This window comes from Vibrio sinus (assembly GCF_023634645.1).
GTDB classification, from domain to species: Bacteria; Pseudomonadota; Gammaproteobacteria; order Enterobacterales; family Vibrionaceae; genus Vibrio; species Vibrio sinus.
On sequence record NZ_JAMKMR010000036.1, the window covers coordinates 1 to 24,292 of the forward strand.

General features: G+C 43.4%; 23 protein-coding genes and 3 tRNA genes. 8 read left to right on the forward strand and 18 right to left on the reverse strand.

The genetic code is table 11. From position 1 onward, the window contains the following. Window positions 1-86: 86 nt before the first annotated feature. Window positions 87-161 (forward strand) — tRNA-Gln (locus M9194_RS20945). 27 nt (window positions 162-188) lie between these two features. Then, window positions 189-265: transfer RNA gene (locus tag M9194_RS20950), tRNA-Met, on the forward strand. A gap of 122 nt (window positions 266-387) precedes the next feature. On the opposite strand, the gene M9194_RS20955 is transcribed toward M9194_RS20950, so the two are convergent. The 16 genes from M9194_RS20955 to M9194_RS21030 form a co-directional block, all read right to left on the reverse strand. Next, the gene (locus M9194_RS20955) at window positions 388-1,521 is read right to left on the reverse strand and encodes a flagellin (protein ID WP_250614652.1); all 1,134 of its coding nucleotides are present in this window, start codon (window positions 1,519-1,521) and stop codon (window positions 388-390) included. A gap of 403 nt (window positions 1,522-1,924) precedes the next feature. Further along, window positions 1,925-2,758, reverse strand: a complete 834-nt coding sequence (locus M9194_RS20960) for a helix-turn-helix transcriptional regulator (RefSeq protein WP_250614653.1) — start codon at window positions 2,756-2,758, stop codon at window positions 1,925-1,927. A 425-nt stretch (window positions 2,759-3,183) separates the two neighbouring features. Next, complete coding sequence (locus M9194_RS20965) at window positions 3,184-4,323, reverse strand: flagellin (RefSeq protein WP_250614654.1); 1,140 nt, start codon at window positions 4,321-4,323, stop codon at window positions 3,184-3,186. Between the two features lie 409 nt (window positions 4,324-4,732). Further along, window positions 4,733-5,926: a flagellar hook-associated protein FlgL gene (flgL, locus tag M9194_RS20970; protein WP_250614655.1), complete on the reverse strand. Its 1,194-nt coding sequence runs from the start codon at window positions 5,924-5,926 to the stop codon at window positions 4,733-4,735. A gap of 15 nt (window positions 5,927-5,941) precedes the next feature. After that, window positions 5,942-7,816 (reverse strand): flagellar hook-associated protein FlgK, encoded by a 1,875-nt coding sequence (gene flgK, locus M9194_RS20975; protein ID WP_250614656.1) that lies wholly within the window; start codon window positions 7,814-7,816, stop codon window positions 5,942-5,944. A gap of 170 nt (window positions 7,817-7,986) precedes the next feature. Next, window positions 7,987-8,928 carry a flagellar assembly peptidoglycan hydrolase FlgJ gene (flgJ, locus tag M9194_RS20980; RefSeq protein ID WP_250614657.1) on the reverse strand — a complete coding sequence of 314 codons (942 nt, stop codon included), beginning with the start codon at window positions 8,926-8,928 and terminating at the stop codon, window positions 7,987-7,989. 11 nt (window positions 8,929-8,939) lie between these two features. Beyond that, window positions 8,940-10,037 carry a flagellar basal body P-ring protein FlgI gene (locus M9194_RS20985; protein ID WP_250614658.1) on the reverse strand — a complete coding sequence of 366 codons (1,098 nt, stop codon included), beginning with the start codon at window positions 10,035-10,037 and terminating at the stop codon, window positions 8,940-8,942. A gap of 50 nt (window positions 10,038-10,087) precedes the next feature. Beyond that, window positions 10,088-10,870: a flagellar basal body L-ring protein FlgH gene (gene flgH, locus M9194_RS20990; protein WP_250614659.1), complete on the reverse strand. Its 783-nt coding sequence runs from the start codon at window positions 10,868-10,870 to the stop codon at window positions 10,088-10,090. Window positions 10,871-10,890: 20 nt separating this feature from the next. Then, the gene (gene flgG / locus M9194_RS20995) at window positions 10,891-11,679 is read right to left on the reverse strand and encodes a flagellar basal-body rod protein FlgG (protein ID WP_250614660.1); all 789 of its coding nucleotides are present in this window, start codon (window positions 11,677-11,679) and stop codon (window positions 10,891-10,893) included. 22 nt (window positions 11,680-11,701) lie between these two features. Next, window positions 11,702-12,451 (reverse strand): flagellar basal-body rod protein FlgF, encoded by a 750-nt coding sequence (gene flgF / locus M9194_RS21000; protein WP_250614661.1) that lies wholly within the window; start codon window positions 12,449-12,451, stop codon window positions 11,702-11,704. A gap of 205 nt (window positions 12,452-12,656) precedes the next feature. Further along, window positions 12,657-13,964, reverse strand: coding sequence for a flagellar hook protein FlgE (flgE, locus tag M9194_RS21005; protein WP_250614662.1), 1,308 nt, complete (start codon window positions 13,962-13,964; stop codon window positions 12,657-12,659). A 28-nt stretch (window positions 13,965-13,992) separates the two neighbouring features. Further along, on the reverse strand, window positions 13,993-14,700 hold the full coding sequence (gene flgD / locus M9194_RS21010) for a flagellar hook assembly protein FlgD (RefSeq protein ID WP_250614663.1): 708 nt from the start codon (window positions 14,698-14,700) through the stop codon (window positions 13,993-13,995). A 12-nt stretch (window positions 14,701-14,712) separates the two neighbouring features. After that, complete coding sequence (gene flgC, locus M9194_RS21015) at window positions 14,713-15,129, reverse strand: flagellar basal body rod protein FlgC (protein ID WP_250614664.1); 417 nt, start codon at window positions 15,127-15,129, stop codon at window positions 14,713-14,715. A gap of 5 nt (window positions 15,130-15,134) precedes the next feature. Next, window positions 15,135-15,530, reverse strand: coding sequence for a flagellar basal body rod protein FlgB (gene flgB, locus M9194_RS21020; protein ID WP_250614665.1), 396 nt, complete (start codon window positions 15,528-15,530; stop codon window positions 15,135-15,137). A gap of 199 nt (window positions 15,531-15,729) precedes the next feature. After that, the gene (locus M9194_RS21025) at window positions 15,730-16,557 is read right to left on the reverse strand and encodes a protein-glutamate O-methyltransferase (protein WP_250614666.1); all 828 of its coding nucleotides are present in this window, start codon (window positions 16,555-16,557) and stop codon (window positions 15,730-15,732) included. A gap of 9 nt (window positions 16,558-16,566) precedes the next feature. Next, window positions 16,567-17,493, reverse strand: a complete 927-nt coding sequence (locus M9194_RS21030; RefSeq protein WP_250614667.1) for a chemotaxis protein CheV — start codon at window positions 17,491-17,493, stop codon at window positions 16,567-16,569. Between the two features lie 77 nt (window positions 17,494-17,570). Here M9194_RS21030 and flgA point away from each other — a divergent pair, with 77 nt between their 5' ends. The 3 genes from flgA (at window position 17,571) to M9194_RS21045 (ending at window position 19,207) form a co-directional block, all read left to right on the forward strand. Beyond that, window positions 17,571-18,317: a flagellar basal body P-ring formation chaperone FlgA gene (gene flgA / locus M9194_RS21035; RefSeq protein ID WP_250614668.1), complete on the forward strand. Its 747-nt coding sequence runs from the start codon at window positions 17,571-17,573 to the stop codon at window positions 18,315-18,317. A 118-nt stretch (window positions 18,318-18,435) separates the two neighbouring features. Then, the gene (flgM, locus tag M9194_RS21040) at window positions 18,436-18,774 is read left to right on the forward strand and encodes a flagellar biosynthesis anti-sigma factor FlgM (protein WP_250614669.1); all 339 of its coding nucleotides are present in this window, start codon (window positions 18,436-18,438) and stop codon (window positions 18,772-18,774) included. 7 nt (window positions 18,775-18,781) lie between these two features. Further along, window positions 18,782-19,207: a flagella synthesis protein FlgN gene (locus tag M9194_RS21045; protein ID WP_250614670.1), complete on the forward strand. Its 426-nt coding sequence runs from the start codon at window positions 18,782-18,784 to the stop codon at window positions 19,205-19,207. A 145-nt stretch (window positions 19,208-19,352) separates the two neighbouring features. Here M9194_RS21045 and M9194_RS21050 read toward each other — a convergent pair whose 3' ends face one another. After that, window positions 19,353-19,784: an LPP20 family lipoprotein gene (locus M9194_RS21050; RefSeq protein WP_250614672.1), complete on the reverse strand. Its 432-nt coding sequence runs from the start codon at window positions 19,782-19,784 to the stop codon at window positions 19,353-19,355. Window positions 19,785-19,795: 11 nt separating this feature from the next. Then, window positions 19,796-20,431, reverse strand: a complete 636-nt coding sequence (locus M9194_RS21055) for a FlgO family outer membrane protein (protein WP_250614674.1) — start codon at window positions 20,429-20,431, stop codon at window positions 19,796-19,798. Window positions 20,432-20,586: 155 nt separating this feature from the next. On the opposite strand from M9194_RS21055, the gene M9194_RS21060 reads away from it, so the two are divergent. The 3 genes from M9194_RS21060 to M9194_RS21070 all read left to right on the forward strand — a co-directional run. Then, on the forward strand, window positions 20,587-21,720 hold the full coding sequence (locus tag M9194_RS21060) for a flagellar assembly protein FlgT (protein WP_250614676.1): 1,134 nt from the start codon (window positions 20,587-20,589) through the stop codon (window positions 21,718-21,720). 53 nt (window positions 21,721-21,773) lie between these two features. Continuing rightward, window positions 21,774-21,850: transfer RNA gene (locus M9194_RS21065), tRNA-Arg, on the forward strand. Between the two features lie 193 nt (window positions 21,851-22,043). Then, window positions 22,044-24,292, forward strand: a 2,249-nt coding sequence (locus M9194_RS21070; protein WP_250614677.1) for a KAP family P-loop NTPase fold protein, incomplete at its 3' end; no start/stop codon positions are given.

The window sequence follows — 24,292 nt, forward strand, 5'->3', positions numbered from 1 at the left end:
TCAAGTTTCTCCTTCCGCACCATATTTTGATGAATGACATTTTATATCATTCGTCAGGGAGACAAGCTTAAACAAGCTATCTCTATTGGGCTATCGCCAAGCGGTAAGGCAGCGGCTTTTGATGCCGCCATTCCCTGGTTCGAATCCAGGTAGCCCAGCCACTCTCTTTTCACAAAGATTTCAGAAATGGCTACGTAGCTCAGCTGGTTAGAGCACATCACTCATAATGATGGGGTCACAGGTTCAAATCCCGTCGTAGCCACCATTTCCCTATACCTCTTACTGTATTCCTGCATTAGCATCTCACAAACTATTTCAATATCTAATGTTGCGATAAGATCAAAAAAACCCAGCCGAAGCTGGGTTAATGTATTGATTAACGACGTTTTACCCCAAGAGCCCTAAAGCTGTGGTAGGCGCTTGCTTTGCCTGGGCAAGGACCGCACTAGACGCTTGTGTAAGTATCTGCGACTTAGTCAATGCGGTGGTTTCTTTCGCAAAGTCTGTATCTTTAATACGACTTCTCGATGCGTTAACGTTTTCGTTAATGTTGTCTAAGTTACTGATCGCGTGGTTGAATCGGTTTTGGAATGCACCTAGAGATGCCCTCTCACTATCTACATAGTTGAGTGCTGAGTCTAAGATACCCACCGCTTCTTGCGCACCACCGACAGAAGTAATATCGATGTTATCTACGTCAACCGATTGACCTGGCTGCATACCTAACTCACTGGCCAAGCCACCAGAAAACGCCAGTTCGCCCGATACCTTATTGTTACCAGTATAGATTTGCAGTTGTCCATCTTCGTTGACAGACGCACTCACAGCATCAGTTTGACCATTGATGTAAGTGGCTAGCTCTTCTATGTCATCACCCGCTTTCGCAGTGATGGCTATCGTTTGCGCCTCACCATTACTGTCTGTGAAGCCAATCGTCATATCACGCGCACCTTCAGACACTCCCCAGCTCGCGTCTTTGGCGTTGGCCGCTGTATAACTAAAGCCACCCATCATTGAGTTATCAGAGCGCATGTTGGCCATACTCAGTATCACAGCCTCACCACTATTTGCACCAATCTGGAATGACTGGGTTCCATAGGTACCATTGAGTAGTCTTGTACCACCAAATGATGTGGTTTCCGCGATACGGTTGAGCTCTTTGTTCAACGCGGTGACTTCTTGTTGCAAAGCCACACGCTCTGACTGAGAGTTGGAACCATTCGCTGATTGCAAAGACAAGTCCCGCATACGTTGCAAGATACTTGTACTTTCCGCCATCGCACCTTCAGCAGTCTGGGCGATGGATATACCATCATTGGCGTTCCTTACGGCTACGTCTAGACCCCTACTTTGAGATGTTAAACGGTTTGAGATTTGCAAACCGGCGGCATCATCTTTTGCGCTGTTTATCCTAAAACCGGACGACAATCGCTCCATTGCTGTCTGCTGAGCCTGCTGAGCGCTATTTAAATAGCGTTCCGCAGTCATTGCAGAGACGTTTGTATTTACATTCACTGCCATAGTGATTTTCTCCTATTGATTCTCCGATAAATCGAAAGTACCACGCGGTTTCCGACGTCTCGGAAAACCAATTAGTTCTCTCAAAGTTATCTTTATTAACGACGCCAGGAAGGAATCCTTTAAGAAAAAAAAACCTCAGCTGAAAAAATGTTCTAAAAAGCACAGGTAATATGACATTTATAACAACTTTAATAAAAACCACTAAAGTTTCTTGCCCTTTGGTCGGGGTTGCAAGGTATCAAAAACGTCAATTAAAATACAGAAAAACAACCATAAGTGATTGAAAATAAATTAAAAAAATCAGGTCTAACATAAGCGGGCGGGCTTTAATTAAGAATAAAAATGTTAGACAATTAAGGCTTTAGGTAATTTAAAATAAGATCTAAGACACGGAAAATTTATATTAAAGGTCTATCGACTCGAAATAATCTTGTAATTTATCGTTGTAGTGAATATGCAAATAAGCATTTAATTCACTTTTAGATTGCAGGGAAAATTTATTTCTAATTGCACTAAGTGCTTTATCTACACTTCTAGGAGAGCGATTCGCCGTTTGCGAAATAGTCGGAATGTCCATACCAAGACCAATCATCTTTAGGTAAGTCGTTTGAATTGAAGTTAAACCAAACTGCTTCGCTAAGCTTTCAAAGGGCGAGAATTTAACCGATGACCCCGCCCAAGTTTCTCGCTCGTCTAACACTAGAGATATTTTTAGATCAAACGGTTTAAACACCTGATAAAAGTGCAGGCAGATCTGATGAAACGCGTGGTAAATGCGATCCAATTTAATGGCTTTGCTCGAGGATACAGTAAAGCTAAATACATCTTTCGACACCCCTAAGTCATACTCCAACACAATGCATAAATATTTTTGCTCACTCGGTAACGTTGGCAATATCGAATACACCACATCGCGATATTTTGCATCTTGTTGTAATTTATCGTAGATAGGTCGAATGGCATTTTTATCTAACGAAATATCACGACTGATTTTTATGTTTTCCATGACCGTTCGCACAAAGCCAGGGTTTATCGATACTGCAGTGATGTTTGAGTGATCAAACAAACGATAAAAGCTAAAACTCTGTATTTGACACCAAGGAAGTACGGTTGCAAATAGTTTTTTGAATGCCGGCTCTAAATAAGAAACCAGTGTTTTGTGCCTTTCTACATCACTCGGAGAGCTATTGGAGACAAAGTTTTCTTCATTAATCAGTTTTACGCGATACATTTTCATACTGGTACAATACCCGAAGTCACAACGACTAACTGTTTTCTTGAGTATATACCCAAGTTACTTCAAGGTTGAGAGTGAGCAGACTAGCGACACAACATACATGACTATCAAGCATGAATCCATTGAGTCAGTAACAATTCAGACGTTATTTGGGTGATGACCACCCAATTTACCGCGCAGCTCATTGGGTGGCCTAAGGAGAAAAGAAAAGCCCCTTCCTTTGAGAGAACCGGGGCTATTGGACGGTCAGAGCCAATGTGGAGATCAAGAGAAATGACACATATCTAGCTGACCTGATGCACGATTAACGACAATTACAAAACGTTAAGTGAGAGAGTTCTATAATCATTGATAACCCTGCCCTTGCCATAGGTAGCTCCACTATATTCCACGTCTGAAATATATTCAGTAGAGGGCCCCTAACACTACTGCAACAACGATAATGCAGAGTTTGGCAACTGTTTTGCTTGGGCCAGTATCGAAGTACCAGCTTGCTGCAATATTTGCGACTTAGTCAATTGCGTTGTTTCCTTCGCAAAGTCCGTATCTTTAATTCGACTGTTCGACGCTTCTACGTTTTCCTGAATATTGGCCAAGTTGTTTATACTGTGACTTAGCCTGTTTTGCTTCGCACCGAGCTCTGCTCGCTGAGAGTCAATATACCTTAACGCCCCATCAACGATGGCCACTGCGTTTTGAGAACCACCTACCGTTGTGATATCGATATCTCTCACTGTTGTCAGCTGTCCTGGACCACCTTGCAGCCCTAGCTCCGTCGCCAATCCACCAGTAATATTCACATTACCTTGAATATTGGGCTCAGCGAAAAAGAGCTGCAGTTTGCCATCTTGATCAACCGATGCTTTAAATAAGTGGGTTTGACCATTGATATACGTCGCTAATTCCTCAATGTCATCGCCAGGTTTAGCGCTGATTTCTATTGTCTGCGGCTCACCATTGCCATCATTAAACTCGAACTTGAGATCTCTTGCCGTAGGCGCCACTCCCCAGCTCTCGGTTTTGCCATTTTGGGCGATAAATGCCTGGCCTCCCATCATCGGCTCATCGGCACGAATACTGGTTAAGCTTATAATCATCGCCTCACCTGAGCTGGCACCAATTTGGAATGCAGATTCGCCGAAGCTACCATTAAGTAGTTTACGCCCACCAAACGAGGTGGTTTCTGCAATACGGTTTAGCTCGGTTTGTAGCGCTCGAGACTCTTGGTCTAGAGCAATACGTTCAGAGGCTGAGTTGGTTCCGTTCGCTGACTGCAGCGCCAAGTCTCGCATCCGAACAAGTACATTCGTCGCCTCATTCATTGCCCCTTCTGCCGTTTGAGCAATGGATATACCGTCGTTGGCGTTACGCATCGCGACATCTAAACCTCGAGACTGTGCGGTTAGACGATTTGAAATTTGCAGCCCCGCTGCATCATCTTTTGCACTATTGATGCGGTTACCTGAAGACAATCGTTCCATCGATGTATTCAGATCGCCTGTCGCTTTGTTTAAGTAACGCTGAGCAGTTAATGCTGAGACGTTAGTGTTTACTGTAATGGTCATAAGTTTGCACTCCTAGTGAGTTCGCAAATCCTTGCGAAGCGGCCAGGTTGTTCTCATCTGGAGTTACTGACCGTATGGCAACTTTCTTTACTGTTAATGAAATCAGTTGCCGTTTTTATTCACTCTAATTTCAATAATACAATTAGTGTGCCAACTTCTAGGTTTACGATATAAATAATTACTATCTATTTATATTCAACAAGTTAAAAACAATTAGAATGACAACTTTCATCTCTAAACCACTTTTTCTATCTTGTCTTACACATGATTGCCGCCTCGATTTCTTTTAACGGCAATGTCACGTTTTGTAAGGGTACTTTCCCTTACCGTTTTCTTCGCTCATATGGCATAGCGCATATGGCGACAAAGATAAAAATCAATCATTCATAAAATCACTCGAATTCATGAACTAGATGTAGTTAAACAGTGTTAAGTCTTTGGTTTTACCAAACGCCAATTGTGACGCCTTCAAAGCTCTTTCATTTTCACTAAACTCGATGACTGCATTCGCATAGTCGAGATCTTCAAACGTACTTTTGGACTTTTTCAGCGACAGTTGGAAGTCTTCGTGCTGCTCTTCTTGGAAATCAATCGTGGATAGCCTTGCACCCACATCGGATCGCACTTTATTTAAATGAATAAAGGCAGCATGAAATTCTTGAACCAGTTGTTGCAATTTTGCCGTATTGGAAGCGTCGGATACCGATCCTGTTGAAAAATCAATCGCATCTTTAAACGTATCGAACAAACTGAACGTTTTTCTCGGCTCCAGCGTCATTGAATCCCCTGGTGTGACTTGCCCTTTCAACTGGATGTTCATCTCGTTGTATTTAATTCCAACCTCTGAATCATATTCTCCAGATTGTACCGGGCTGCCATCCTTGGCCAGTTGATAGCCAAATTTGCCATTGGGTAGATTGGTGAATGACACGGTATAAACAGACTGATCATTAGGGTCTAAATTTCTGGCTCTTTCGAGTAACAATTCAGACCCTTCTTGTAACTGATATTGAGGTTCGTAATCACCAAATGGGTTGTCTATGTCCATGAACACATGACTGCCTGGGTCGTTAATTGTGACTTCCAGACTATTGGCAACTTTCATTTTCCTTTGATAGTCATCGCCGTTGTAGCTCACCCGGCCTTCGTTATCTCTAAAGAAAGGCTGAGTCTTTGGCTTTGTACCAGAATATATGTAGTTACCTGAGGCATCTTGCATGTTGGACAACACGAGTAAGTTATTGGCTAGCTCTTGCAGCTCACGCTTCATCGCTTCTCTGTCTTCCGGTGACAATGAACCGTTTATCATTTCCATCAATGTCCTGCGAGCTTCATCTGTAAAGCTCTCGGCATTATTTACCAATACGTCGTTGTTTTCTAATCGATTGCGAACCAGGACGATGGCATCCAAATATTGACGAATTTGCTCTGACTGCTGACCCAGTTCTTGAATATAGTGAGACGCTAGCGGATCATCGCTCGGTGAAAGCAGCTTTTTACCTGAGGCAAGCTGGGCTTGGTTGTGGTGAACTTTTGCCTCTTGCCGCCTCAAGTCATTTTGTACGGACTGATAGTTGTGGAAACTAGAAATTCGATTAAGCATGCCCTTCTACCTCCCCTATCTCAACTTCAAAATAGTGTTAAAGGTATCATTAGCAGCTTGCATGATGCGAGACGAGGCCATATAGGTCTGTTGAAATTTCATCATGTTTGCCGCTTCTTCATCGAGGTTTACGCCAGAGATAGAGGCGATCCGCTCTTGAGCCGATTCTTTTTCTAGTCGGCTGACATCCGTCAGTCTCGATGCCGTTGCCGTCTTTAGACCCACTTGGGAGCTTAAGTTGTTATAAACATCTAATACCGTAGACTCGTTGTTATTTAACGTCTTATCCGTTTGCAGGCTTTGCATCTTAAGCAAGTTACCGTTGTCACCTTCAGAAGGTACTAGGTTTGCGGTGAACTTGTCGTTTGGCAGTGCGCCTGCAGTGAGCTCAAAGGTGGTTCCTTGAACGGTCACCGGCCCACTGGGTGGATAGTCTTGTGGCTGGGTGATAGGTTTCCCTTTAGTATCTGTAACGACATATTGATCGCCAAGCGGAGAGACTAAGACTTCAAACTCTCTCAACTGCCCAGCTTGCAATATCTTAAATTTTGCAGTGCCTTGAGCAAAGGTGGTGGACGCTTCATAACTTTGCGCGGCAATGGCTGTCGGGTCATTCGTTTCTAATCTGATTTGCTCCGCAGCTCGGCGGGTTGGCCGTATTAACACTCGTTCGCCGTTGGCCAAATCATTGCGGATTTCGATTCTTAACCCATCAATCAAAATAGCGCCACCCACGACAGGTACGGTGATCATTTCACCTGTTGGACGCGTAATCGTATAATCGCTTCCATCAAACTTAAGCGAATATTCACCGGATTTAATTTGGCTTGGGTCTTCAATATAAGCGGCAAGATCCGCCGTTGAGTCACCGTAAGTCACCACTCTAGATTTAGCGATAATTTCCGAGTTCACGTCAGTAAACATCAAACCGCCGACATTACCTCGCAAGTCTAAACCTTGTGACTGGAGCTGATTCACTTTATAGGAGAATACGGCAGCCATGCGGCCTAACTCATCCATTAATAACGGGATCTCTTTGTCACGCATGTCGAGCATTGAACCCAGCTTGCCATCAATATCGGTACTGGATATCGCTTTTACGCTTTTCCCTTCTATCATGGCAAGGCGGCGTCTATGCACATCAGGGTACCCATCGATGAACTTCAAGGTACTCGCTTCGGTGCCAGACACGAGCGTATGCCCATTACCTATCAATATGTTAAAGCCATCGGCACTTTTGCGTGGTGTCACCGTTACCTTAGTGTATTCAGAAAGCTCGGCAATTAACTTCTCGTGTTCGTCCATCAAGTCATTATGCGGGCCTGGCGTTCGCATCATTAAACGCTGCATGTCGCGTAGTTCGAGGGCAAGCTGATTAACACGCTCAATCCCGAGGTCTAGTTTATTATTTGCTACTGCCGACTGACGACGAATGGTTTCATAAAATTCATTGAGGCTTTTGGTGATTAACTCGGCTTTTTCAAGCACGATTTTTCTTGCTCCGACATCATTTGGGCTGTCTGCCAGTGTTTTCACGGCATCAAACCACTCGTTGAAGTTCTCTGGAATTTTTTTCGAGGCCACCGAAGACAGCATGCTCATTAGCATGGTGAGGTTTTCCTCAACGTCTTTTCTGTTAGCAAAGTTGGTGGTGGAAAGGTTCAGCTCATTGACGGCAAACTGATCCCAAGAGCGGCGAACTTTTTCCACATGCACGCCCATGCCATACGTCTCTCCTCCGTATTGTCTCGGCATGTTAGTGCCTTGAACGACGGATTGACGGCTATAACCTTCGGTATTCACATTGGTAATGTTGTGACCTGTGGTATTTAGCTGTTTCTGAGCAGTGAGGACACCTTGTAACCCCACATTCAGAATATCCGATGACATATTGCCCCCAAAAGTGTTGCACAGTCAGTAGGTACTGAATCTATTAAGTTATCCAGCAAAAATTATGCCATTGGGGTTAATGTTGGATGAGATTTATGAGTTAGTTTTTAATATCAATAAGATAGGATGAAATTAAGATATGAAATCAAGAAGAGCTAGCGCCGAGAGCGCTAGTTCATTCTATTGATTCGTTGCTGAATGTTTAACACCTTGTCGGCATAATTCGGGTCAGTTGCGTATCCCGCTTGATGAATACCATGAATAAAGTCTACCGAGTTGTTCTGATTTTCAAGCGTTGCAGAGTATCGAGGGTTATTGTTCAAGAAGCGCACATAATCGTTAAAACTGTCTTGATAGCTGTCGTACGAGCGAAATGCCGCTTTCTCTATTACTGGCATTCCATCTTGATATTCTAGAGTTTGAGTGGACACTTTGTCGCCTTGCCAGCTTTTATCGGCTTTTATATTGAATAAGTTATTACTGCTACCACGAGCATTTTGCACCACTTTTTGTCCCCATCCCGTTTCCAACGCCGCTTGAGCGAGGATCAAAGAAGAATCGACCCCGAGCGCTTGTGCTGCTTTTTCCGCATATGGTCGCATGGATGCAATAAAGGATTTAGGCGAATCAAAAGAAGATGGCGACACGTCGCGTACGTCTGTTTGCGAAACAGGTGAAAGCGGTACATTATTCTCAAAGGCAGTGCCATCAGAGCGTTGATTGTATTGATGCACTTTTTTCATCACATCGTCAAAATTCGACACGCGGTTGCTCGCATCTTGATTGTCTATTTGACCTTTGCTCAACTGAGCCACAATCATATCCGCCAGCCCTAAGGAGCCGGAAGAGCTTAAATCGCTCGCCATCTGCTCATCGAGCATATTACGATAAAATTGGCCATTTTTGCTGTTGGTCATGTCGGATTCAAAGGCCGCATTAGCACTTCTCATTGACTTAAAGAGCATCGAAGTAAAAATCGCTTCAAATTGCTTGGCGGCCGCCGTTAGCGCAGCCTTCTCACTATCTTTGTCACCACTCACACCTTGTTGGCGTAATTTATCTAAACTAGCAAGATCATGAATAAAACCAATGTCATTACCATTATCTATCACAGCCGTACTCCTTAGATAATAATCAACTGGCCTTCAATAGCGCCTGCTTGTTTCAGCGCTTGAAGTATTGCCATAAGATCAGACGGGGCGGCACCAACCTCGTTCACCGCTCGAACCAGTTCATCCAAAGTGGGGCCAGGGGCAAACTTAAACATTTTGCCTTTTTCTTCTTTGACCTGAATATCTGTGTCCGGCGTCACGACCGTCTGACCGCCAGCCAGCTCATTTGGCTGGCTAACTTTCCAATTCTCTTTTATCGCTACCGTCATACCGCCATGAGTCACCGCCGCAGGTTTGAGACGAACATGGCTACCAACGACAATGGTACCGGTTCTAGAGTTGACGATAATTTTTGCCGCGCCATCTGCCGTTTTGAATTCTAGATTTTCCACTGCAGACATGAAGGCGACCCGTTGACTAATATCTCTTGGCGCACGTACTTTTATCGAAGTCGAATCCACCGCCGATGCCATATTAGGCCCTAAGAAATCATTAACCGTATTGGCCAAACGCTGGGCAGTGGTAAAGTCTGGATCGACTAAGTTAAAGGTAATGTAATCTCCGCGGCCAAACGGTGTAGGGACTTCTTTTTCCACCGTAGCGCCTCGCGAAATCAGGCCAACAGCGGGGTTGTTACCCACCAGCTTAGAGCCATCCGCACCAGAGGCACTGAAGCCGCTGACCACCAAATTGCCTTGCGCAACCGCATAAATGTTGCCGTCGACCCCTTTTAAGAAGGTTTGCACTAAGGTTCCTCCACGTAAGCTTTTCGCCGCGCCAATCGATGATACCGTGACATCGACGGTTTGTCCCTGCTTCGCAAACGGTGGTAACTCAGCAGTCACAATGACGGCGGCAACGTTTTTCGTTTTGGGTTTGGTGCCTGGGGGCAATTGTATGCCAAATCTTTCTAGCATGGCGTTAAAGCTTTGATCGGTAAAGGGGGTTGATTCACCAGTACCTGGAAGGCCGGTAACCAAGCCATATCCAATCAGTTGGTTGCTTCTCACACCAGCAACTTCTGCGACATCTTTAATTCGAGCGGCATTCGCGTGAACGGAAAACAGGGTAAGAAATCCTATTAATATCGCTACTAAATGTTTACTCATGAGTCCTTTCCCTACTTTCTTGCTACACACTGCATGCCATTAATTCGGCACTACAAGGCAACATTGAAAAATCGTGCCAAGAATCCAGGCTCCTGCATATCTTGATTTGTCCCTGTACCTGAATACTGAATTCGGGCATTAGAGATACGGTTAGATGCAATGGTGTTTTCAAAGGTGATATCGTCTGGGCGAATAGTGCCGCTCAGGCGTATGTACTCATCACCTGTGTTCAATGTTAGCCATTTCTCTCCACGGATAATTAAGTTGCCGTTAGCGAGAACCTCAATGACTTCCACAGTAATCGAACCACTTAGGCTATTGCTTTGATTGGCCGCAGAGCTTCCTTTAAATTTATTGTCGCTTTTTAAGCTGTAAGAGAAGGTATAATCTTTAATCTTAAGCTCTTGTCCGCCCACGCTTAATGGGTCCATAGAATCATCATTACTTTTAGACAAATCCGCATCTGCGCTTTTTGCCGCTTTGGTGTTTTCATCTAACGTGACCGTAATGATGTCTCCCACCGCTCTTGGTTTCGAATCATCGTACAAGCTGTTTGCCCCAACGGTGCTAAATAATGATCCCGTTTCCGCTATGTAGTGCGAAGGCTGATGTTTGGGGTGAATAGGCGCCCAGGCAGGATCGCCCGCAATAGGGTCAGTACGATTACGCAAGGTATCCACGATTCCAGAACGACTTTCTTCTTCAGCTTTGTCACCCTCAACCGCATCCACGGTTGTGGTACCAGCTATTTGTTCCGGCGTTTCAATGGGCCCTTTAATGAGAGCGCAACCTGACAACGTCGTAATGATCATTAATGCTATTATGCGAATCATAGCCCTACCTCACTGCCTTGTTATAATTGCTGGTTAACGAAGCTCAGCATTTTATCTACAGCGGAGATGACTTTTGAGTTCATCTCATAGACTCGTTGCGCTTCTATCATATTCACCAACTCTTCGGTCACATTGACGTTGGATGTCTCCAACATGGATTGGCGAATATCACCAAACCCATCCAGCCCTGGCACACCTTCTTGTGGATCGCCGCTGGCCCCTGTGGGTAAATACAGGTTCTGCCCAATCGGCTCTAAGCCGCCTGGGTTAATGAAATCGGTGGTGGTAATTTGCCCTAGGACTTGATTATCTTGTTGCCCTCTCACCCTTGCCGAGACTTCACCATCTGTGCCTACGGTAATGGAAATTGCATTGTCAGGGACCACTATTTCGGGTTGCAGCGGATAACCACTGCCTGAGGTCACAATCGTACCTTCACCATTGAGGGTGAACTGACCATTTCGGGTGTAGCCGATATTGCCGTCTGGCATTAAGATTTGAAAAAAACCGTCCCCTTCAATCATCATATCGAGAGAGTTAGACGTAGTTTGCGCATTACCATTGGTGTGCACTTTCTGTGTCGCGACTACTTTAGAGCCCGCTCCTAGCATTAAACCACTCGGCAGCTCGGTATTTTGCGAAGATTGAGCCCCCGGCTGGTTGATATTTTGATAGAAAAGATCTTCAAAAACAGCTCGACCTTTTTTAAAGCCAATGGTTGAGGCGTTAGCTAAGTTATTGGATATCGTAGCAATATTCGTTTGCTGAGCGTCTAAGCCTGTCTTACTTACCCATAATGCTGGTTGCATGATTTTCTCCTTAAACCTCTACTTAGCCCATCCGCAATAACGTGTCGGATGACTTGTCCATATCTTCAGCAGTACTCATCATTTTGACCTGCATTTCAAACTGCCTTTGTAAATCAATTAAATTCGTCATTTCACCGATGGCGTTGACATTACTGCCTTCAATGGCACCGGTTAGTAATTTGATAGTGGCATCAGCGTTGTAAACTGCATTGGGATCTTTAGAACGAAATAGTCCATTACTGTCTTTATAAAGTGTGCTGTTATCGATCTTGGTGAGTTTGATTCGATCCACAACTTCAATGGCATCGGCTGGCGCACCCTGAGGCAGTACGGAAATGGTGCCGTCATTACCTATCTCAACTTTACTAACAGGAATCGGCAAGGTGATCGGTGCGTCTGTTTCACCCAGAACCGCATGTCCTCTGCTATTCACTAGCAATCCTTCCGATGTAATTTTCAAGTTGCCATTACGAGTTAAGCCTTCTTTTCCAGCAGCATCGAGGACCGATATCCATCCATCTCCTTGGACCGTGACATCCAGATCTCGCCCCGTTGTCACCACACTGCCTTGTTCAAAGTTGTGCCCTGGGCGTTCGGTCATACTAAACACACGAGTTGGTAGCCCATCACCGTACGCTTGCATTGAGCGTGCTTGTTCTAAATCCGCTCGAAACCCTGTGGTGCTTACGTTAGCGAGGTTATTTGCTCTAAGCTGCATCGCCTGCATATTCTGCTTAGCGCCACTCATTGCTAAATACATTGCACGATCCATAAAACGGCTCTCCCTTGACTATCTATTTCAAGTAAAGCAATTCATATGCCAAAACTATATTTATTTAACTTTCAACAAGATAGGATAGCTTTTAAAAGAAATTGAGGAATATTGATTGAGAAGAAAAGTAAAAGCGGCAGAGAAACTCAGCAAATGTTTGCCTGGGGGGTGAGTTTCTCTGCCGCTTAGCGTTAAGCCAAATGGGTTAACGTATTTGCAGGATATTTTGTTGCAACTGGTTGTGCACTTCTAACGAACGTGAGTTGGCTTGGAAGTTCCGTTGAGCCGTGATGAGATCCACCAGCTCTTGAGTCATATCGATATTGGATTGTTCCAATGTACCACTGCTGACCGAACCAAACGATCCTTTGTTAGATTCGCCCCAAATCTTATGACCGGAGAACTGAGTTGCATCCCACTGGGTACCACTCTTCTTATCTAGGCCCTGATCATTGGCCACGCGAACCAATGCGAGTCGGCCGAGGATAATGTTCTGACCATTTGAATAGGTCCCCAGTACACTCCCTCTTTCATCAAAATCGACCTTGGTTAAGAAGCCCGTTGTGGCACCGTCTTGGTCAAACCTAGTTAACTCGAATGGGGCGGCAAATTGTGTCGCAGAGTCTAAACCAAAAGCAATCGTTTGATTGTCGTCCGCACCGTTTAGGTTAATTGGTACTGCACCGGTACCTAGCGGTTCTGACACCACATTGTTACCCGCGTTGATACTTGATAGCGTGCCATCGTTATTAAATTTCAACGTATGGCCTGTTTGCGCAGTAAGTGGTGCAGTTGCATCACCACCGACAATGTTAATGGGCTTTTCACCTTCACTATCCGTGACCGTATAGTAAGCCTGCCACGTGTTGGCCGCATTTTGATCTTTTAAATAGTACGCGGTGAGCTTGTATGATGAACCCATAGAGTCATAAATCGTTGAAGATGTTGAACGGTTATAGGTTTCTGGGTCTGTGTAATCAAACAAGGCTGGGTTTTTCAATTCACCATTCGCCGGCAAGTTAAATCCAGCTTCAATAGTAGAAGTTTCTTTAGGCTTACCAAATTCTGCCGGGATCGATAGTGGACTCGGCTCGTACGACAACACATCACCTGTATCTTTGTTGACCTGATAGCCCAATACAAACTCATCGGCGGAGGTCACCATGTAGTTGTCTTTGTTTAGGTGAAAGGCACCATTTCGAGTCAGCTCATTTTGCTGTGGTACTAGGCGATCTTTTGCCACCGCAAAATAACCCGTCCCTGCAATACGAAGGTCCATGGGATTATTGGTATAGATACTCGAGCCCTCATGAAACTGCTGAGCAACCATATTAGCTTGTACACCTTGGCCCGGAGTCGTTTTTGCCTGAGTAAATAGAGAGTTTGAATACACATCTCCAAACTCCGCCCGCGACTCTTTAAAACCGTATGTGTTTGCATTGGCAATGTTATTACTGGTGGTATTCAAATCCAGTTGTGCTGCGGAAAGTCCACTTAACGCTACATATGACATATTAAAATCTCCTCTCTAGCTAGCGTGATTACGCTTTGCCAACTTCTAGTACTTCAGCAAGTCGAACTGGTGAATCAAAACCAGCCAGATTGAGCAGTACATTTCCATCGCCTTTACCAAGCAGCACACTGTTGACGTTAGCATACGTCGATACAGGGAACTCTTGGTTTTCTCCATCGGCCATACCTGAGGCTCTCACCTTGTATCTGCCGGCTGGCAATGGATTACCGTTATCATCGTTACCATCCCATTCGACTCGGTTGTCGCCTGTAGGCTTTGAGCCGACATCGAATGTTCTTACTAATTGTCCTGCTTCATTTTCCACTCGAACCATCAAGTTACTAATGGACTGCGGTAGTTTCACCATTGCTGCCATGCCTGAGTTCGCTTGTTTCACACCAGCAGAGCCGGGGACCAAAACATCACGCCCAACTAGTGTGGAGGCTTGCAAAGCTTGGTTTGAGGTCATTGAAGCATTCAAGTTTTCAAATTGATTATTCATTTTGCCGATACCATCCACGGTTGCAAATGATGCCATCTGCGCAATCATTTGGTCGTTGCTTACCGGCTTAAATGGGTCTTGTTGCGCCAATTGCTTGGTCAACAAGGACAGAAAGTCTTCTTGTTTTAAATCTTGTTTACCCGTCGTCTCATCTGGCTTGTTCTTGTCCTGAAGAGACTTCAGTTGATCAATATAGGACAAGCCGCTTTGACCAAGATTATCAATACCAGCCATACGCTAACTCCTTTACTGTCCCATCTGTAGCGTTCGCAGCAACATCTGTTTACTGGCATCCGCTACTTGAACGTTGGTTTGATATGAGCGAGAGGCAGAAATCATATTCGCCATTTCTTCCATAACGTTGACGTTAGACTTATAAATATAGCCTTCTTCATTAGCCAGAGGATGATCGGGATTGTATTCTGCAGTCAAAGGTTTATTGCTTTCTATAATGCCTAACACTTTGACCGGCACATTGTCATCCTGATTGTATCTCGCTTTATTTAGCTCAGCCCCAAATACCGCATGGCGAGCTTTATAAGTATCTTTTGCCGAACTCGATACGCTGTCCGCATTGGCTAAGTTACTAGAAGTAGTGTTTAAACGAACCGACTCAGCACTCATTGCAGAACCCGTTACATTGAATACATTAAATAAGCTCATCTAATCTACTCCCCTTTAATCGCTTTAGTTAAGTTCTTAAATTTACTACCTAAGAATTCCAACGAAGCTTGATGACGAATTTGGTTTTGCATAAACAAGTTACGCTCTAAATCGACATCAACAGTATTACCATCTCCGGTATCTGGCTGGGTTGGAATTCGATATAGCTTTTCTCCGGTGACGGAAAAAGAGGCAGGAATGTGCCGACCATCGGTTCGGCTTAGCGAGATCGACGCACCGGATGTTGCCGCTTGCAATGCTTTCCTAAAGTCCATTCCCCTTGACTTATACCCGGGAGTATTCGCCTGAGCAATGTTAGTGGATATGACCTCAGCATTGCGCTCACGTACTCCCACCGTGTATTGGTGAATGCCTAGTGCGTTGTCAAAAGAAATCGCCATAACCGCCTCAACTTAAAAATTCTTTCTACTGGTAAATTTAAAAGCAATATGCATACCAACTTTAAAAATGACTGCATATTTATTGATAATATGAACTAAGCAATTACTACGCCTATCTGCGCAGCTGAAAAAGTAATAGAGACAAAAAAGCCTAGCGATAACACTAGGCTAATCAGAAACTGAAGCATAACTAATTCCATCACAAGAGCTTATATATAATCCCTGGATTGCAGCGTATCATCTCAAATTTGTCTGTCAGCCCAGTTAAAGACTCCGATGCCCCTAACAATAGATAACCATTCGGATTGAGGCTCCCAGCCATTTGATTTAACACTTGTGATTTCATATCGGGAGAGAAGTAGATAAGGACGTTGCGGCAAAAAATGATATCGAACTTGCCAAGCATGCTATAACTTTCCATCAAGTTTTGCGGCCGAAAATTGACCAATCGTTTAACGTTGTCCTTAACTTTCATTCTCCCATCACCGGCATCCTCAAAAAAGGTACGCCGGCGCTCTGGAGATAAGCCCCTACCAAGTGCCAGATTGTCATAAACACCTTCACGACACATATCGAGCATGCTAGCGGAAATATCCGTTGCAGTGACAGAAGCGCTGGATAGCATCCCAGGGCGCTTTTGTTGCGTTTCCAAAATGGTCATCGCAATGGAGTAGGGCTCTTGTCCAGACGAGCTGGCAGCAGACCAGATTTTGATTGGGCGCTTGTTTGCCGCCACTTCTGGCAATAATCGGTCGGCTAAGACACTAAAAGGATAGGTGTCTCTAAACCATAGGGTTTCGTTTGTCGTCATTGCATCTACGGCAGAAACGCGCAATTCTCTATTTCGCCCAGTCACCACATCGCGCAACAATTCGGACAATGACCCCAAGCCAAATTTACCGACTAAAGGGCTAAGGCGACTACGAACTAGATACTGTTTGCTGTCTCCAAGCACTATGCCACACTGGGATTCTAAAAAACGACTAAAATCGCGATACTCTTGATCGCTTATAGTGATCGCTGTCATTAAGGTCTCTTATTCGCTCACTGCGGCTTTAACCGCGTTACCTAATTCATCTGGATTAAATTTCGCTATGAAAGAATTCGCTCCCACCCTTTCAACCATTGCTTGGTTGAATACGCCACTAAGCGACGAGTGAAGGATGACATATAAATTCTTCAAATCTGGATTTCGACGAATTTCAGCAGTTAAGGTATAACCATCCATTTCTGGCATTTCAATATCGGATATCACCAGGGAAATCTGGTCATAAATACTGCCATCTTGTGTCATTTCTAGAAGTTTATCGTAAGCTTCTTTGCCATCTTTAACGGCTACAACATCAAAGCCAAGTGATTTAATCGCTCTTTCTACTTGCTTACGTGCCACCGTAGAGTCATCGGCAATCAATATTCGACGAACAATTTCTTTCTCTGATTCAAACTGGGCAATTTCGTCTCCAATAGCACTATCCATTGTTTCATCTATCGGTGCTATTTCAGCGAGAATTTTCTCAACATCGAGAATTTCAACCAATTCGTTATCAATATTTGTGACTGCAGTTAAATAATTCCCTTTCCCTGCTCCTTCTGGTGGAGGCAGAATCGCTTCCCAGTGCATATTGATAATTCTTTCAACAGAGGTCACCAAGAATGCTTGAACTGTTCTGTTGAACTCGGCAATGACCACAAAACATTTTTCAACATCCTGAGTTTGTCGCCCACCAATTGCCATGCTCAAGTCGATTACTGAGACCGTTTGGCCACGTATGTGAGCCACACCTCTAACTAGACTATGCAAGTTGGGCATAGAGGTAAGCTTTGGGCACTGAAGCACTTCCTTGACTTTAAAGACGTTGATGCCATAGCGCTGAGTCCCCATTAACCGAAAGGTTAAAAGCTCCAATCTATTTTGACCAACGAGTTGCGTACGCTGATTCACCGAATCAAGAATACCCGACATAAGCTCATCTCCATCTCAAAACTTGTATAATAAAAGTGATAGTCTAAATTTTGGCGAAGTTAAACCAGAGAAATAGAATGTTCGACTTAACTATACGTTCATATCCTTTGTCCATTTCTAAGTGTAGAGCTTTCTTGAAAGTTTTTTACCTATCTGTCACCTTTTTCTGCGTTTTATTTAGTTCGAGTAGCTATTCCGCGACAAAACAACAGATAATCGATATTCAAAAAGCTGCACAAGAACATGTATTAAGGACGGTAAAATCAGAACCTGGCACCCAATTAACCGCTCATGCTGCCAGCATAGATTCTAGAATACGAGCATCCAATTGCCCCGAGCCTTTATCCACCTCTTCCAACTCCAAAAACCCGGCGGCAAGCAATATTACCGTGCTGGTCTCTTGCCCAAGTGACAACTGGAGAGTTTATGTCCCAGTTCGGTTGACTTTAACTGGCCCTCAAGTGGTTGCAAAACATAACCTTGATCGTGGCCAAATTCTCAATAACTCGGATGTTACCGTCGGGATGGTGGATTTACTCAAACAGCGTCGCCAAGGTTTTTCTTCACCTAGTGGAATTTTAGGCGCAAAACTGAAAAGAAATATACGAGCAGGGGAAGCGATTGAAAGTAGTGATATTTGTGTAGTTTGTCGAAATGAAACCGTGGTAATTAAGGCCATTCACAACGGTATGGCGATAACGACAAAGGGCACAGCTTTAACAGATGGCTCACAAGGTGAGCAGATAAAAGTGAAAAATAACAAATCCAACCGTATAATTGTAGGGAGAGTGACTGGAATCGCTGAAGTAACCGTACAGTTTTAGTCTTGAGGTGACGTAAATAATTCATATAGATGAATTGTCAAGAAAAAAGTACTAAAGTTATTCCTTTCAGTGTCGATATTGACTGTACAGGTTCTGATTTTAGCAAAAGGCTTATTATATGGCAGGTATAGATAACATACGCTCTGGCCAATCGATGACATCATCCTCAACGAGAAATTCTTCTCGCACCGATGCCGGTTCATCGAAGGGTGCTGATGAGGCAAAAAAGAGCGCTTCAGGTACAAACGAAGACGCTGTGTCTCTTAGCCGACAAGGCAAAGAGATTGGTGCAATGCAAAATCAAATGGCGGCAAAGCCTGCATTTGACAGCGCCAAAGTGGCTGCGATTAAAGAAGCTATTGCCAATGGCTCTTACACCGTTGATCCTGAAAAACTTGCCGATAACCTGATGAAGTTTGAAAAAGAGCTTCGCGGCCATTCTGATGATAATGGATAAGTAGATCATGGCAGCATTGGACAGTTTACTAGAGTTTCAACTTAAAAATGCAAACGATCTTTCCGCCCTGCTCGAGAAAGAGAAAGTAGCCATTGCCACCCGAATTGCCAAAGATATTGAGAACCTTGCAAACAAAAAACTTGAGTTAATTTCACAACTCAATACGACCGATCAACGCATCGGCTCCCACCCCGATATTTCTGAACAAAAAGATAATGCAGACATCTCCAGTAAAATCGATCAGATCCGCTCTATCATACACGACTGCCAACAAGCGAATTTAGTCAACGGCGAAGCCTTAAAACGAGCTCAGTTAAGCTTCAATAAACTGAATAACCTCATGCAGCAAAGCCAAGGAAAAATTGGCATGACCTATGACTCCGGCGGTCAGGCGCAAACCATTTCCACACTTGGAACCAATATTAAAGCCTAAACGATCTCTGCTTATTTAAGCCAAAACTCCAGCTAATGCTATATCGAGCCCTAGAACAAGAAAAGCGGCAAATAGAGTTTGCCGCTTTTTACTGGAGTGTGAAATTATCAAGTATGTGAAAGCATGTTAACTAGTCGACGCCCAGCTAAAAAATCGTCTGCTGTCGATTCTCTGGGACTTGCGTTACTTCTCCATAGCTTCGTAACTTGCTCATTTTATTAACATCTAACCTTAGCTCAGTCACGTAGCTGTCTCCAACCTTATAAGCACGAACTACCTCCGCCCCACGAATAATGCCATCTACAGAGCCCGACGTCAGTTCCATACCTAAGCGTTGGTCTTTTAAGTCAGCCCTACCACTGACACGCATACCATAGACCTGCTCAGCGAGTTCTCGATACGCATCGATTTTCGATGCCCTCATCGCACGTACTTGTCGCTCTTCAGAAGTTCGCCCTTTTTGCTCACTGATGCTTGCGTAACCGACCGCTGTTAACCAGTTATCTTGACGGATAGCCGTCAATGGCTGACATCCAACAAGAACCAGCATCACCGCTGCAAGAATAATATTTTTCATAACGATGGCTCCTATGGGCGCAAAATAACAGTGTATGGCTGCTTGATCGATGGATCAGAGCGAATAATTACACCATCTTCTGTGCGCATACTGTTGAGTGTATCCAAGTCGCGACCAATTCGATCCGCAGGTAAAAAGCCTTGCGCAGAAGCAACAACAATACGTGACTGCATCCCGACCACCCGTGCATTAATCAAAACGCCACCTTCTTGACGCAGCATTGTTCCAGTCAACACATATTGGATCTCTTGCTCTTGAGCTAAGTCTTTCCAATCACGGCTAAATGCAAAGTCTCCCTGATGCGTCACCTGAATTGACCCTGTGGTTTTAAAGTCCACGACTTTAAAACCACGTCGTTGAAATTGATGGATAAACCCATCGGACATGGAGTTTCCAAGCCAGTTGGTCGCATCTAAATTTTGCAGATCCACAAAGGAAGTCACCGCGATTGGCGTTCGTGCCGATACACTCGTATTCGACACCATCAAATCTTCCGTCATACTTTCGACGAAAAAGTCTAAAGTGTGGCGAGGGCTTTCCATCAACATAAACTGTGACCCGTTATACGGCTCTTTACCGTTATATATCGGGGCATAGGCACATGCGGTCAAAAAGACCACAGGTATGTACATTAGCCATCTTTTCATTCTCTTCATCTCCAGATTTTCTAAGACACGTTGTTCCAGGTTTTCAATATCTGGAACATTAATTGCTTTCACATTTACTGTTAGGTTTATAAAAGCTGTGTCTAGAACCACTGAAATAAGTTAAGCAAAATCTGTACCCAACTGGATAAAGCGTTATGAAAAAGATTCTATTGATCTTAGTTTCAATGTGTTACTCACTGGTCCCTGCTAGCACGGCACAGGCAAACTGGTATGAGGTAACTGGCACTTCAACCGTGGTATTGTCAGAAGAAATGGCGAAATTACATGCGTTAGAAGATGCCATTTATCGAGCGGTAAGCTTTTCTGGCGCTGATATTGGCAGCATTAGTAATATTCGGCCATTGCTGCATGCCGAGAAAAAGGAATATCAGTTTGCTAACAGCGAAATTCGCTACATTTTGGTCGACCGATATATCACTAGAAACAAAATCATGTATGCCCATATTCATATCGATATTTATCCATCGGCAACAGGTTGCCACTTCGATCAATACAAAAAAACCACACTACTAAGCAACATCGATGTCGTCTCACCTCAGCAAGCCGTTATGGGCCAAATTTACGAAGTAGGCGATGACTTTACTAAAATCATCGATAATCAACTCAATGATCAGTCGATGAGCTTCATTTCTGTTGGCACCACTGACTACGCCATCAGCAAAGATGATCCCACTCGAATTCAAATGATTTCTCAAGACACTGGCGCTCAGTATTTGATTAGCGGTGAAATCACTGATCTAACCGCAACGATAGATAAAAAAATACTTCAAGATGATGTGATAAACAGACAGTTCGCCGTCGATATTCAAGTTTACGATGGAAAAACTGGTCATGAAATCTTTAGCAAGAAATACCGAGAAGTCGCGATGTGGACGTTCGCCAAGACCAGTAAAATAGACACGAAGAGTGCGCGTTTTTGGGCCTCCACTTACGGTGACATGTTATTAAGGGTCAGCCGCAATATTATGCTCGATCTTGAGTCTGAGTTAGCGTGTAAAATCACCCTACCTCAAGTTGTAGCCAAATTTGGTGATAAAGTCACCATCGACTTAGGCCGCGTCCATGGGGTAAAAACGGGTGATAAACTGCGCCTGTGGCACACCAGCTCATTTATCGACCAAAATGGATTACCAAGGACAAAAGTCTCACAGACAAACATTACCCTTACCGTCTCCAGAGTGTATGACAAAGGCGCGGAACTCACCATTGATCAACAAGATATGGCATCAAGCGTACAAATTGGCGATGTAATGAACAAACAGATCTAATTCGTGTATTTGGGTGTTAACTTCTTCCGATAATTGAGTATCATAGGGCTCAAGCTCCCGTGGCACAGCTGGATAGCGCAGCCCCCTCCTAAGGGGCAGGTCATAGGTTCGAATCCTATCGGGAGCGCCATATTTAACAAGGCCTTAGCTGTTTTTTAGCTAAGGTCTTTTTCATTGATGTCCACATTTTGACCACAACTTAAACAAATCTAATGAATAAAACTGAGCTGTTGAGCTTCTTAGAATAAAGACTTACTAAATTCTTTGAGTAAAATTAAGTCATCGTGTTAAACCATCAGAATATCAATATAAAGAGACTCTATATGGATGTAGATAGCCATCGTGGAATCGTGAATGACCAACCTATAAAAGATAGTAGTGAAGACCTGCTTGATCGCACAGACTTTGCTAATGATCTGTCAAAAATGCTATCTAAGTGGCGCAGCGACAAAAGCTTGGTTATATCTCTAAATGGTGATTGGGGGTCTGGTAAATCTTCAATTAAAAATATGGCTATATCCAAATTACTAGAAGACGACACGCAGGAAATTGATGTTGTTGAGTTTTCCCCATGGGAATGGGCGGCACAAGAAAAAATCACATCCACTTTTTTTAGCGAAATTTCAAACTCTATAGGCCGAAAAAGCAAAGACGAAAATAGTAAAGCTCTAGCGGGAACTTATGAAAGGTATGGCCAATACTTAAACACTGGTGAACTAGCAGCAAAAGGGATTGCTGCATCATTTCCTATTGTCCTCATTCTAATGGCTTCCGCTGGTTTTGGCGGAAACTTGCTAAGTGAATACTTCGGAGGTAGCGTAGTCAATGTTCTTTTTGCTTTACTTGCAGTCGTAGGAGCAAGTTGTGCATGGGGAGGAAAAATTCTCCGTAGCATTTCAAAGAGCCATAAACTACAAGCAGAAAAGAATAAACAAAGCCTAGATGATGTTAGAAGTGAACTAACGAAACTGCTATCCAAACGAAACTGTCCGATCATCGTTGTTGTTGATGATTTGGATAGGCTCACAAGTGAGCAATTAAGAATGGTTATCCAATTAGTCAAAGCTAATTCAGAGTTTCCAAACTTAATTTTCATTCTTATTTTTCAAAAAGATATAGTAGAGAATAAACTTCATGATGGCCCGCAAAATGGCCGAGACTTCTTAGAGAAAATTGTACAAATTCCTATAGACATACCTAAAATTGAGATAAGCCGGATTCATGACATATTAGAGACAAGAATAAATGAAATAGTAGGTACGCATGATTCCGCCAATAGACTATTCAATAGGGACAGATGGATACATTTATTCAGCACATCCCTTCATCATTACTTTGATAATTTAAGAAACATTTATCGCTTCACTTCAACTTTATCTTTTCAGTACTCTTTAGTCAGCAAAGGCAAAGAGATTGAAGTCAATCCGGTAGACTTGATTGCAATGGAATGTCTGAGAGTTTTCGAACCATCAGTGTTTAATCAGATATCACGAACAAAAGATGAGCTTACCTCCCGTCCTCATTTGAATACTTCGAAACGAGATAAAATCATTGAATCTGCTGTTGATTTGATTTTGTCAGCTCCAGATATAAAAAATCTAGTAGCTGTTAAGCAGATACTTAAAGAGCTATTCCCAAACATCACTACCGCCTTAGGAGAGAACAGAAACATATCTGAAGCTGAAGAAAGAAGCTTCATAACTGACTTAAGAATTTGCTGCGATTCACACTTTAATAAATACTTTCAGTTTTCAGTACCTCTTGGACAAATCTCTCACTCAGACATTCAAGAAATAATTAGTCTAACTTCTGACAGAGAAGTTTTTTTGAATAGACTACTCCAGCTACAAAAGAATGGATTGCTTAAACAGTTTTTGTACGACTTTGAATCATTTAGTGTGGAAGTCCCATTGATCAATAAGTACGAATATGTGAGAGCACTTATAGACATAGGAGATATGTTAGAGAAAGAAACTCTAACTGGCTTAGCTTCTATTAGAACTATTGACCATCTTGAACGAATATTGGTTCAATACCTTCGCAGAATAGAGTGTATCGAAGAAAGAAGCTCTTTAGTTTTTGATTGTTTTAAAGATTCTTCGGCATTAGTAGTTGTTGAAGGAATTCTGATTGCAGATGAAAGCCGCCGAAAGGATAAAAGCCATAATCTGGTACTAAGTGACGCAGTTTTCAACAATATGAAGGAAGAGTTTGTCAACAAACTAAATGATATGTCAGAAAATTCTCCAGATGAACTAATGTCGAATGAGCACTTAGCTTCATTTTTATATCGATGGAGCAACTGGGGAGAAGAATCAATAGTAACAGATTGGCTAGCATCACAAACTTATACATTAGAGGGTTGTTTAAGGTTAATTAAACATTTGGTCACGGAAACTACTATTTACGAATCTAGCCGATATGCTCCTAAGCGTTTATATGGTATTAAATTGACCGACAAAGAAAAATTTATACCAATAAAAAAAATATCTACAGTACTGGACGACTCAAATATAGAAGGCCTTAGCAGTCCTGACAAACAAGCGATTGAGTATTTTCAAGAAGCTTTAAC

Coding starts and splice junctions, on each gene's coding strand:
- M9194_RS21025 (WP_250614666.1), bottom strand. CDS start 16,557: ATGACAGCGATCACTATAAGCGATCAAGAGTATCGCGATTTTAGTCGT.
- flgC (WP_250614664.1), bottom strand. CDS start 15,129: ATGAGCTTATTTAATGTATTCAATGTAACGGGTTCTGCAATGAGTGCT.
- M9194_RS20960 (WP_250614653.1), bottom strand. CDS start 2,758: ATGAAAATGTATCGCGTAAAACTGATTAATGAAGAAAACTTTGTCTCC.
- flgF (WP_250614661.1), bottom strand. CDS start 12,451: ATGGATCGTGCAATGTATTTAGCAATGAGTGGCGCTAAGCAGAATATG.
- flgL (WP_250614655.1), bottom strand. CDS start 5,926: ATGCTTAATCGAATTTCTAGTTTCCACAACTATCAGTCCGTACAAAAT.
- M9194_RS20985 (WP_250614658.1), bottom strand. CDS start 10,037: ATGAGTAAACATTTAGTAGCGATATTAATAGGATTTCTTACCCTGTTT.
- flgM (WP_250614669.1), top strand. CDS start 18,436: ATGGCAGGTATAGATAACATACGCTCTGGCCAATCGATGACATCATCC.
- flgK (WP_250614656.1), bottom strand. CDS start 7,816: ATGTCATCGGATATTCTGAATGTGGGGTTACAAGGTGTCCTCACTGCT.
- flgH (WP_250614659.1), bottom strand. CDS start 10,870: ATGATTCGCATAATAGCATTAATGATCATTACGACGTTGTCAGGTTGC.
- M9194_RS21055 (WP_250614674.1), bottom strand. CDS start 20,431: ATGAAAAGATGGCTAATGTACATACCTGTGGTCTTTTTGACCGCATGT.
- M9194_RS21030 (WP_250614667.1), bottom strand. CDS start 17,493: ATGTCGGGTATTCTTGATTCGGTGAATCAGCGTACGCAACTCGTTGGT.
- M9194_RS21060 (WP_250614676.1), top strand. CDS start 20,587: ATGAAAAAGATTCTATTGATCTTAGTTTCAATGTGTTACTCACTGGTC.
- M9194_RS21045 (WP_250614670.1), top strand. CDS start 18,782: ATGGCAGCATTGGACAGTTTACTAGAGTTTCAACTTAAAAATGCAAAC.
- M9194_RS20955 (WP_250614652.1), bottom strand. CDS start 1,521: ATGGCAGTGAATGTAAATACAAACGTCTCTGCAATGACTGCGGAACGC.
- M9194_RS21050 (WP_250614672.1), bottom strand. CDS start 19,784: ATGAAAAATATTATTCTTGCAGCGGTGATGCTGGTTCTTGTTGGATGT.
- flgG (WP_250614660.1), bottom strand. CDS start 11,679: ATGCAACCAGCATTATGGGTAAGTAAGACAGGCTTAGACGCTCAGCAA.
- flgE (WP_250614662.1), bottom strand. CDS start 13,964: ATGTCATATGTAGCGTTAAGTGGACTTTCCGCAGCACAACTGGATTTG.
- flgB (WP_250614665.1), bottom strand. CDS start 15,530: ATGGCGATTTCTTTTGACAACGCACTAGGCATTCACCAATACACGGTG.
- flgA (WP_250614668.1), top strand. CDS start 17,571: ATGTTCGACTTAACTATACGTTCATATCCTTTGTCCATTTCTAAGTGT.
- M9194_RS20965 (WP_250614654.1), bottom strand. CDS start 4,323: ATGACCATTACAGTAAACACTAACGTCTCAGCATTAACTGCTCAGCGT.
- flgD (WP_250614663.1), bottom strand. CDS start 14,700: ATGGCTGGTATTGATAATCTTGGTCAAAGCGGCTTGTCCTATATTGAT.